Source organism: Streptomyces sp. NPDC006476 (assembly GCF_040612015.1).
GTDB classification, from domain to species: Bacteria; Actinomycetota; Actinomycetes; order Streptomycetales; family Streptomycetaceae; genus Streptomyces; species Streptomyces griseorubiginosus_B.
Window position 1 is genome coordinate 19,540 of the sequence record NZ_JBEXPK010000092.1, and the last position, 10,181, is coordinate 29,720.

Below are 10,181 nucleotides of genomic sequence, written 5' to 3' on the forward strand. Positions count from 1 at the left end.
GCCGGGCCGCACGGCCCGGCGACTTTGCTTCCGACCGGCGGGCCGTAGCGCTTCCGCCTTTCGGTGTCCGGGCCCTCGGAGGACGGACCGGGCCTTCTCCAGGGCTCCTCTGGCAAACGACGCAATCGACGGGGCTCCGGGAACCGGTGGCCCATGAACGGGAACTATGAACATCGCTTATTGGATCATCGCGGGACTGCTCGCCCTCTTCTACTTCTACGCGGGCGCGATGAAGGTGATCCGCAGCCGCGACCAACTCCGACCGATGATGGCCTGGGTCGACCGCATGCCGTTGCCCGTCGTAAGAGCGCTGGGGACGGTCGAAATACTCGGCGCCACCGGACTGATCCTGCCGCCGCTGACCGGCATCGCTCCCTCGCTGGCGCCAGCCGCGGCCATCGGCTTCCTGCTCCTGCAAATCGGTGCGGTCGCCGTCCACCTGACCGGCGAAGACCGCCGGATCACACTCAACCTCGGACTCATCGCCGCCGCAGCCGTCACCATCTGGCTGTGACCCAGCGCAGCGACCTCGACCTCGATGCGGCTTCACGACGCGAGCGTCGAGGACCTGGAGGGCGTCAGCCGCCTCACTGAGGTGATGACCTGGGCAGTGTTCATACCGCTTGAAAACGGACCCTAACAAGATCACGGTCTACCGCTGGGATACCGATCCGATAAAGGGGAGGAGACATTCGGTCCGGCCACAGCGCGTGGAGGCCAGCATGTGAGTTTCGTGTGAGTTGAAGGGGGCGTCGAGTGCTGCCTGCGGGTCTTCGCAGGTCGGTGGCTCGGCGTTCCCATGTGGCGTTCATGTTCGTTCAATCTGGCTCACGTCGGCGGCGGACAGTGAGTGGGGCATGCGACGGGCGCGTGCCCCACTGTTGGTCTGGAGTCTCGATGATCGAAGTACATGGCCTGTCGAAACGCTATGGCGAGGTCCTGGCCGTGGACGACCTGACATTCGCTGTCCGGCCCGGGGAAGTGACCGGGTTTCTCGGGCCCAATGGAGCCGGCAAGTCGACCACATTGCGCATGATTCTGGGCCTGGACGCTGCCAGTTCCGGGACTGCGACAGTGGGCGGGCGGCCGTATGCCGCGCACTCCGCGCCGTTGAAGGCGGTCGGGGCGCTCCTGGATCCGGGCGCCGTGCTGCCCAGTCGCACCGCCTATCACCATTTGCTGGCTTTGGCGGCCGGCAACGGGATCCCGCGCCGCCGGGTGGACGAGGTGCTGGCGGAGGTCGGTTTGGGGAAGGTGAGCCGGCGCCGTGCGGGGACGTTCTCCCTCGGGATGCGTCAGCGGCTGGGGATCGCTGCGGCCCTGCTGGGTGATCCGCCGGTACTGGTCTTCGACGAGCCGCTCAACGGGCTGGACCCGGAGGGCATCGTGTGGATCCGCTCGCTGATGCGGAGGATGGCGGCCGAAGGACGCGCGGTCTTGATGTCCAGCCATCTGATGAGCGAGATGGAGCTGACGGCCGATCACCTCATCGTCGTCGGCCGTGGAAAGCTGATCGCCGACACGACGATGAAGGACTTCATCGAGGCGCATTCGGAGCGTCAGGTATTCGTCCGCACCCCGCAGGCCGAGACGCTGCGCAGCATGCTCACCGCAGCCGTTCAGGTGCGGACCGAGAGAAGTGACACCTTGGTGGTGACCGGTCTGGAAGCCGCCGAGATCGGCGCGTTGGCGTCGCTTGGCGGAGTGGAGCTGCACGAGCTGGCTCCGCGCCAAGTGTCGCTGGAAAAGGCGTTCATGGACCTGACCCGTGACGTGGTGGAGTACCAGTCGGAGAAGGAGACGAGCTGATGACACAGGCCCCTGCGCGACTTCCCGCCAGGTGGACGAAAGCTGGTCGGCGCCAGCTCGTGTCCCACCTTCAGCCAGACCCGCATCGTGCGCGGGGTGGGAAGGCGACCTTCTGGCACTGCCTGCACGCCGAGTGGATCAAGATCCGCACGATGCGGTCGACTTTGTACGTGATCCTAGGCACCCTGGCGTTCTGCATCGGCCTCGCCGCGCTGAACGCATCGTCCGCCGGCAGCGAGTACGCGGATCTGAGTCCCGCGGGCCAGGCCTCGTTCGACCCGCTGGCCACCAGCCTGCGCGGCTACCTGCTCGCGCAGATCGCGCTGGGCCTGCTGGGCGGCCTGGTCATCACCTCGGAGTACGGGGCGCGCACGATCGTCCCCAGCCTGATCGCCGTTCCGCACCGGGCGCGGGTACTGGCGTCCAAGACCGTGGTGCTGGTGGGCGTGGCGCTCCCGGCCGGGATCGTGGGGTCGCTGGCCGGGTTCCTCGTCGGGCAGGCGTCACTGTCCGGGGCGGGCGCCCCGCACCTGGCACTCTCCGACGGCGTGGCGCTGCGCGGCATCGGCGGCGGCGGCCTCTATCTCGCACTGGCCGCGCTCTTCGGACTGGCTCTGGGCACGGTGATCCGCTCCACCACGGCAACGGTGACCACCCTGTTCGGCGTGATGCTGATCGTCCAGGCCTTCGCCCCGGCCCTGCCCGGAGGACTGGGCGACTGGGTGTCGAAGTACTGGCCGCCGATCGCCGGCGGGCAGATCATCACCAGCTATCAGGACCCCGCGTTGCTGCGTCCCTGGGCAGGCGTGGGTGTCATGGCCGGATGCGTGGCGGCTTTGATGACGGCGGCGTTCGTCGTCTTCCGCAAGCGTGACGCCTAGCGGGGCGGGACAGTGAAGACAAAGGATCACTGGGGATCTGGTGTCATGACGACGACGCAACGACTGCTCCTGGTGGAGGACGAGCCCACGCTGCGTGAGCTGCTGTCCGCCAGCCTGCAGCTGGCCGGCTTTGAGGTGACTGCGGCCGAGACGGGCGGCCAGGCCCTGGAAGCGGTCCGCGACAAGCGCCCCGATCTGATCGTCCTGGACGTGATGCTGCCCGACTTCGACGGCTTCGAGGTCGCACGCCGCCTGCGCGAGAGCCCCACCGGTCACGGAGGCGGGCACCCACCGATCCTCTTTCTGACCGCCCGGGACGCCGCCGAGGACCGCATCGGCGGCCTGCGGGCCGGCGGGGACGACTACGTCACCAAGCCCTTCAATCTCGAGGAACTCGTCCTGCGCATCCGGGCCGTGCTGCGCCGCACCAGCGGCCGCCGGCCCGATGGGCTCCTGGCCGTGGACGACCTGGAACTGGATCCCGACAGTCATCAGGTGACCCGGGGCGGCGAGCCGGTACAGCTGTCTCCGACCGAGTTCAGCCTGCTGCGCGTGCTGATGGAGAACGCCGGGCGGGTCCTGTCCCGGGATCAACTCCTGGACCAGGTCTGGCACTACGACTTCGACGGTGACGATTCCATCGTCGCTTCTTACATCAGCTACCTGCGCCGCAAGATCGACACCGGGGAACCGAAGCTGATCCACACGGTGCGCGGGATCGGCTACGTCCTGCGCAGGCCCCGCGCATGAGTGCCGCTGCCACGTACGGGCCAGTCAGCCGTCTGTCGCTGCGCGGACGGGTCGTGGCCCTCACCTTGCTGCTGGTCGTCATCGCCCTACTGGCCAGCAACGCCCTCCTCGTCACCCTGCTGCAACGGCGGCTGGTGCAGCAACTGGATGACCGCCTGCACACCGCTGCCACGACGGCGGCACGGCTGTCGAACACGGAAGACCCGCCCGGCGAAACGGCACCGGAAGCGCGCTACGCAGTGGAGCGTGACCTGACGGGCGACGTCTACGCCGCCTACCTCGATACCGAAGGGCATCTGCGGCAGACGCTGCGTCCGGCCACCCATGGCGCCCCTCGACTTCCGGCCCTCGACACCGGGGCGGTCGTAGCCCGCGACCAGCACCCCTTCCAGGTCCCGGGCACGAGTGACGGCGATGAGTGGCGTGTCATCGCCGCCCCTTTGGCCCCCGTCCACGACAGCAACCTGCACGAGGGCGGCAGCATCGTCGTGGCCGGTTCTCTGGATCCGGTCCATACGACGATCCGACACCTGGGCGTGTGGATGCTGGTGATCGACTCCCTGGTGCTCAGCTGCCTGGGCGTCATCGCCTGGTTCGCCGTACGGGCGGGCCTGCGGCCGCTGCGGCGCATCGAGACGACGGCAGCGGCCATCGCGGGCGGGGACCTGTCCAGCCGGATCCCGCAGCCGACCACGACCCGCACCGAACTGGGCCGGTTGTCCGCCGCGCTCAACGGCATGCTGGACCGCATCGAAGCCGGCGACGCCGCCCGCGCGGCCACCAACGCGCGCATGCGCGCCTTCATCGCGGACGCCAGTCACGAGCTGCGCACCCCGCTGTTCGGGATCAAAGGCTTCACCGAGCTGTACCGGATGGGCGGTATGCCCCAGCGCGGCGATATCGACTCGGCCATGAGCCGTATCGAACGCGAGGCGGCCCGCCTTGTCCGCATCGTCGAGGACCTGCTGCTGCTCGCCCGGCTCGACGAAGACGCAGGCGCTGATGCGCAGCTGTCTCTGCACCTCACCCCCATGGACCTCCGCACTCTGGCCGCCGACGCCCTGCACGACCTACGGGCCATGGCCCCCGAACGTCCCGTCACCCTGACCGGCCCGGGCGGCGACGGCCCGCCGGGCAGCGCGCCCGTTCTGGGCGATGAGTCACGACTGCGACAGGTCACCTCCAACCTCGTCGGCAACGCCATCGCCCACACGCCGCCCGGCACGCCGGTACGCATCGGCGTCGGCACACTGGAGGACCAGGCGGTCCTTGAACTGAGCGACCAGGGGCCAGGAATGACGCCCGAACAGGTCGCCCACGTCTTCGACCGCTTCTACCGTGCCGACACCGCCCGTGGCCGCACGCAGAGCGGCGGCGCCGGCCTCGGTCTCTCCATCGTCCGCTCCCTGGTGACCGCTCACGACGGACGGGTTGAGGTCCGCTCCGGGCCAGGGGAAGGCGCCACCTTCCGCGTCCTGCTGCCGTTGCATCCCGACAGCTGCGTCAGCAATTCCTGAGGACCGCCCGGTAAACCCTCGGCCGGCTGTCGCGGACTGCGGACCGCAGCCGACGCCTACCTGATTGGCGTGCCCCTGCTCCGGTGCGTCGCCGTTCTTTTGCCGGTCAATCTGCCGATCACAGCAGGGGACTACCCGCGGCAGATGAGGCAGCCGCCGAGCCCTACTTGTTTTTCAGTACACGGGATTGTCGATACGGCCGACGACATGAAGAGGCCGGCCCGCGAGGGTAAAGACGTTCCCGATATCCAGATATGGAGATGTCCTTTCATGGCGACTTTCTTACATCGGGTGGGCCGCTGGGCCTTCCGAAGGCGCCGCATTGTGGTGCTGGCCTGGGTGGCAGTAGTGGCCGCCGTGTTCCTCGGGGCGTCCAGCGCATCCGAGGCTCCGGACGACTCGTCTTCCATGCCCGGCATCGAATCCCAGCAGGCATTCGACCTGATCAATAAGCGATTCCCGGGCGCCGAGGCGGACGGTGCCGAGGCCCGCATCGTGTTCGTCGCGAAACACGGTCAGCACGTCACCGCCGCCGCCAACCGCTCGGCCATCGGACAACTCGTCTCAGCGGTGGCCGACGGGCCGCAGGTCGCCCACGCGACAAGCCCCTTCAGTGCGAACGCGGTCAGCAAGAACAAGTCGACGGCGTACGCCACCGTCACGTACAAGGTCGCGAGTGACGATCTCACGGACGCCAGCAAGACGGAGCTGACCAAAGCAGTCGAGCGGGCCCGTCACGCGGGCCTGACCGTCGAGGCGGGCGGCTCTGCCCTGGAGACCGATGCGGGGCAGAGCTTGGGAGAGGTATTCGGCCTTCTCGTCGCCGCGGTGGTGCTGCTGATCACCTTCGGTTCACTCGCCGCCGCCGGCCTTCCGCTCCTCACCGCCGTCCTCGGCGTCTGCGTCAGCCTGGCCGGGATCACCACAGTGAGCAGTGCCTTCGGGTTCTCCTCTACGGTCGGTGAACTGGCGATGATGCTCGGCCTCGCCGTCGGCATCGACTACTCCCTGTTCGTGGTCTCCCGCTACCGGGAAGAGCGGGCCCAAGGACACCAGCCACAGCAGGCGGCTGCCCTGGCCGCGGGGACAGCCGGCAGTGCGGTGGTTTTCGCCGGGCTCACCGTCGTCATCGCTCTACTGGGCCTCTCCGTCATCGGTGTCCCCATGCTCACCAAGATGGGGATCGGCTCGGCAGGCGCAGTCGTGGTCGCAGTGCTGGTCGCTCTGACCGCTGTGCCGGCGCTCCTGGGCTTCTGGCCCGATGCGGTGCTCGCTCGCAGTGACCGCAAGGGCGAACGTCGCGCCCGTATCAAGCTTTTCAGGCGCATCGGCAGGACCAGGACGGCCGACGAAAGTCCGAGCGACCCCCCGGGTGTTCGCTGGGCGCGGTTCGTGGTGCGCCGACCGGTGCCGGTACTGCTCCTGTCGGTGATCGGCCTCGGAGCGCTCGCGGTGCCGTCACTGGACCTGCGGATGGGTATGCCCGGCGACGAGGCCAAGTCGACCGCGACCACGGAGCGCCGCGCCTACGATGCTCTCGCGGAGGGTTTCGGCCCGGGCTTCAACGGCCCGTTGACCGTGGTCGTCGACGCCAAGAAGGCCGATGACCCGAAGGCAGCCGTGACGGCGGTCTCCGCAAAACTGGCCGCTACGAAGGGAGTTGTCTCCGTCTCGCCGGCCCGGTTCAACGAGGCGAAAGACACGGCGGTGATCTCCGCTGTCCCGTCGACCGCGCCCACCAGCCGGCAGACGCAGGATCTGGTGCACATCATCCGCAGCGAGGGCGGTGCGGTGGAGTCGGCCACCGGCGCCGACTTCAAGGTCACCGGTACCACCGCCCTGAACATCGACGTGGGCCAGAAGATGCAGGACGCCCTCATCCCCTACCTCGCGGTCGTCGTCGGCCTCGCCTTCCTCCTCCTGATGCTGGTCTTCCGTTCGCTCCTCGTGCCGCTCAAGGCCGCTCTCGGCTTCCTGCTGTCCGTCGGCGCGGCCCTCGGCGCGATCGTCACGGTCTTCCAGCAGGGCCACGGGGCGGGCGTGTTCGGCGTCGACGAGACCGGCCCGATCATGAGCACCATGCCCATCTTCCTGGTGGGCATCGTCTTCGGCCTCGCCATGGACTATCAGGTCTTCCTGGTCTCCCGGATCCGCGAGGCGCACAGTCACGGAGAGCCGCCCGGCCAGGCCGTCGTCACCGGTTTCCGCCACAGCGCCCAGGTCGTGGGGGCAGCAGCGCTGATCATGATGGCGGTGTTCGGCGGGTTCATGACGGGCGGCGAATCCATGGTCAAGATGGTCGGTTTCGGATTGGCCAGTGCCGTCTTCTTCGACGCCTTCGTCGTCCGCATGGCATTCGTGCCCGCCGTCCTGGCCCTCCTCGGCAAGCGCGCATGGTGGCTGCCGACATGGCTGGACCGGCTGCTGCCCCGCGTCGACGTCGAGGGCGAAACCCTCACCAAGCGCACCCCCGCACCACGCGATCCGTCACACCACGACGACCGACAGACCTCTGTGACGGTCGTCTGACGCACACGCCGACCGGGCCGCTCGTGCACTGTCCATGAGCGGCCCGGGACTGACCGCGATCTCTGTCTACTCCTTCACTTTCCAGTCACGGCACCGTTCGGAGAAACCATGGTCACCCGCCTGCGACGTCTCGCCGACCGGTACCCCCGTCTGGTCGAAGCGGCCTTCCTTGTGTTGATCTACGCGGCCACCAGCAACCAGTACCGCCGGACCGGCAACGACACCTTTTGGTGGCCGGGCCTCGCCCTTGCGGCCGTCACCTGCGCATGCCTGCCGGCACGCCGTCGCCGCCCCGGCACCGTCGTCGTCCTCACCACCCTCGGCACCGCCGTCGCGGGCGCCCAGGGCAGCACCTTCGGCCCCCTCCTGCTGCTCCCGGTCATCGTCGCCCTGTACGAACTGACTCTGCAGGCGACTCAGCAAGCCATCCGTGCCCATGGTCTCCTGGTTGCTGCCGTCCTCGTGCCCGCCGCACTGCGCTGGGATGCGGAGGGCGAGCCCTGGGCGAACGAGGCGGTGAGCCTGACCTTCTGGATCCTGCTGCCCATCCTGCACGGATCGGCAGTGCGCGCGCGCCGCGCGTATATGGACACCGTCCGCACCCGCGCCGAGGGCGCCGAACGCACCCGCCACGAGGAAGCACAACGCCGCGTCACCGAAGAACGCGTCCGCATCGCCCGGGAACTGCACGACGTGGTGGCCCACCACATGGCCCTCGCCAACGCCCAAGCCGGCACAGCCGCCAACCTGTTCCCCACTCATCCCGCGCAGACCGGCCGCATCCTCACCGAACTCACCGGCACGACCACGGCGGCGCTGCGCGAACTGGAGGCGACCGTGGGCCTGTTGCGCCAGTCCGAGACCGCCGAGGAGTCGCTGACCCCCGCACCTGGACTTGACCGACTCCCTGACCTGGTCGCCGCCTTCGCCGCCGCCGCACTGCACATCACCATCACTGTCGAAGGCCCCGTGAGGCCCCTGGCGGCCGGGGTGGACCTGACCGCCTTCCGCATTGTGCAAGAAGCGCTGACCAACGTTGCCAAACACGCCGCGGTGAACACGGCACATGTCCACCTCGCCTACGCCCAGGAACAGTTGACGATCACCGTGAGCAACGACAGCAGTCCGATCACGCCCCCGCGCGCACCCGGCGGAGGCTTCGGTCTCATCGGCATGCGAGAGCGCGCTCAGTTTGCCGGGGGCCGCTTCCGTGCAGGGCGCCGCCCGGAAGGCGGCTTCGCCGTCACGGCCGAACTTCCCATCAGCGTCCGACGAGAGAGCAACCTCCATGACGATCCGCGTACTGATTGCCGACGACCAGGCCCTGCTGCGAGCGACCTTCCGAGTGCTGATCGACTCTTGTGACGACATGGAGGTCGTCGCCGAGGCCACCGACGGGCAGCAGGCCATCACACTCGCCGGCATCCACCGCCCGGACGTCGTCCTGATGGACATCCGTATGCCCGGCACCGACGGACTCGCCGCGACCGCCGCCATCTGCGACCAGAGCGAGCTGCAGGACACCCGCGTCCTCATCCTCACCACGTTCCAGACCGACGAGCACGTCGCCCAGGCCCTGCGCCTGGGTGCGAGCGGCTTCCTCGGCAAGAGCACCACCGCCGATGCCTTCCTCGACGGCATCCGCACGGTCGCTTCCGGTGATGCCTTGCTGTCACCCATAGCCACCCGCTCGCTGATCAGCCGCTTCCTCGCCCTACCCGTGCCCAGCTCCGTCGCGCCCGACCCCGAGCAATTCAGCAGCCTTACTCCGCGAGAGCGCGAGGTGCTGGCCGAGGTCGCGGAGGGCAAATCCAACGACGAGATCGCCGACGCACTGTTCCTCAGCCCCCTGACCGTCCGCACCCATGTCCAGCGGGCCAAAACCAAGACGGGCGCCCGCGATCGTGCACAGCTCGTCGCCCTCGCCTACCAGTCCGGCCTGGTGCAACCGCCGCGATGACAGGCAATGCGGCCGGTGCTCTTCACTGGCCCCAGGGATGGCGTCGTGACTCACCTACGCGTCGTCCTGACCGGAATCCTCCTGTCCGTGGTAGCCCTGACCGCCGCCGTTGCCGAGACCCGTCAGGACAGTGACACCGCTGGGGACAGCAACCTGCAGGGCCCTTGTGGCGCTCTCGGCGGCTCCCGCACCTCCGGTCCGCGCATACCAGCTCAGAGCGGCAAACCCGCTGGTTGTGACCGCTCCGACCACAATTACCCGGCGTTGGTCGCCGCCCAGTTCGACACCTCGCCTCAGTCCACCGACGACGGCCGCGATCCGGCACAGCTCTCCGCCCTGTCCCGCCGGACCCGGCTCGTCACGGTCGGCATCGGAGGCAAGGACACGGGCTTCAGTAGCAGGCTCACCCGCTGCCTCACCATGGGAACGGCGTACAAGATCATCACTCGCGGCAAGGAGGTCTCGGTCTACGCTCCCTGCCCAGAGCGCTACGTCAAGGAAGGCGCCGACAGAACGCAGCAGCGGATGACAGCTCCGGGAACAGAAATGTCCCGCTCGCCATCCTCGAAAGCGCCGCGCCACCTGCTGCGGGAGCTACCGCTGCACACCGCGAAGGCCATCGAGATCCTCGGCGGCCTGTACCTTCGACAGCAGCATCTGCCAGGTCCCATCCGCCGACCAGCGGCGATGGCGTTTGTAGACCGTCTCCCACGGCCCGAACCGCTCCGGCAGATC

8 protein-coding genes and 1 pseudogene are annotated in these 10,181 nt (G+C 68.3%); 8 read left to right on the forward strand and 1 reads right to left on the reverse strand.

Annotated features, from left to right (window positions below; all coding sequences use genetic code 11):
• Positions 1 to 166: 166 nt before the first annotated feature.
• The 8 genes from ABZZ74_RS46530 to ABZZ74_RS46565 all read left to right on the forward strand — a co-directional run bounded on the left by ABZZ74_RS46530 (position 167) and on the right by ABZZ74_RS46565 (position 9,446).
• The gene (locus ABZZ74_RS46530) at positions 167 to 514 is read left to right on the forward strand and encodes a DoxX family protein (protein ID WP_356950176.1); all 348 of its coding nucleotides are present in this window, start codon (positions 167 to 169) and stop codon (positions 512 to 514) included.
• A gap of 383 nt (positions 515 to 897) precedes the next feature.
• On the forward strand, positions 898 to 1,809 hold the full coding sequence (locus ABZZ74_RS46535; protein ID WP_356950177.1) for an ATP-binding cassette domain-containing protein: 912 nt from the start codon (positions 898 to 900) through the stop codon (positions 1,807 to 1,809).
• Positions 1,809 to 2,690, forward strand: coding sequence for an ABC transporter permease (locus tag ABZZ74_RS46540; protein WP_356950178.1), 882 nt, complete (start codon positions 1,809 to 1,811; stop codon positions 2,688 to 2,690). The genes ABZZ74_RS46535 and ABZZ74_RS46540 overlap by 1 nt, the downstream gene beginning before the upstream one ends.
• A gap of 45 nt (positions 2,691 to 2,735) precedes the next feature.
• A complete protein-coding gene (locus tag ABZZ74_RS46545; RefSeq protein WP_356950179.1) occupies positions 2,736 to 3,440 on the forward strand; it encodes a response regulator transcription factor in 705 nt (234 codons plus the stop codon).
• Positions 3,437 to 4,957: a HAMP domain-containing sensor histidine kinase gene (locus tag ABZZ74_RS46550; protein WP_356950180.1), complete on the forward strand. Its 1,521-nt coding sequence runs from the start codon at positions 3,437 to 3,439 to the stop codon at positions 4,955 to 4,957. Before ABZZ74_RS46545 ends, ABZZ74_RS46550 begins: the two co-directional genes overlap by 4 nt.
• A gap of 270 nt (positions 4,958 to 5,227) precedes the next feature.
• Complete coding sequence (locus ABZZ74_RS46555) at positions 5,228 to 7,486, forward strand: MMPL family transporter (RefSeq protein ID WP_356950181.1); 2,259 nt, start codon at positions 5,228 to 5,230, stop codon at positions 7,484 to 7,486.
• 108 nt (positions 7,487 to 7,594) lie between these two features.
• On the forward strand, positions 7,595 to 8,851 hold the full coding sequence (locus tag ABZZ74_RS46560; RefSeq protein WP_356950182.1) for a histidine kinase: 1,257 nt from the start codon (positions 7,595 to 7,597) through the stop codon (positions 8,849 to 8,851).
• Positions 8,775 to 9,446: a response regulator transcription factor gene (locus tag ABZZ74_RS46565; RefSeq protein WP_356950183.1), complete on the forward strand. Its 672-nt coding sequence runs from the start codon at positions 8,775 to 8,777 to the stop codon at positions 9,444 to 9,446. The genes ABZZ74_RS46560 and ABZZ74_RS46565 overlap by 77 nt, the downstream gene beginning before the upstream one ends.
• 624 nt (positions 9,447 to 10,070) lie before the next feature.
• Here ABZZ74_RS46565 and ABZZ74_RS46570 read toward each other — a convergent pair.
• Positions 10,071 to 10,181 (reverse strand): annotated as a pseudogene (locus tag ABZZ74_RS46570) (transposase); the annotation flags it as partial.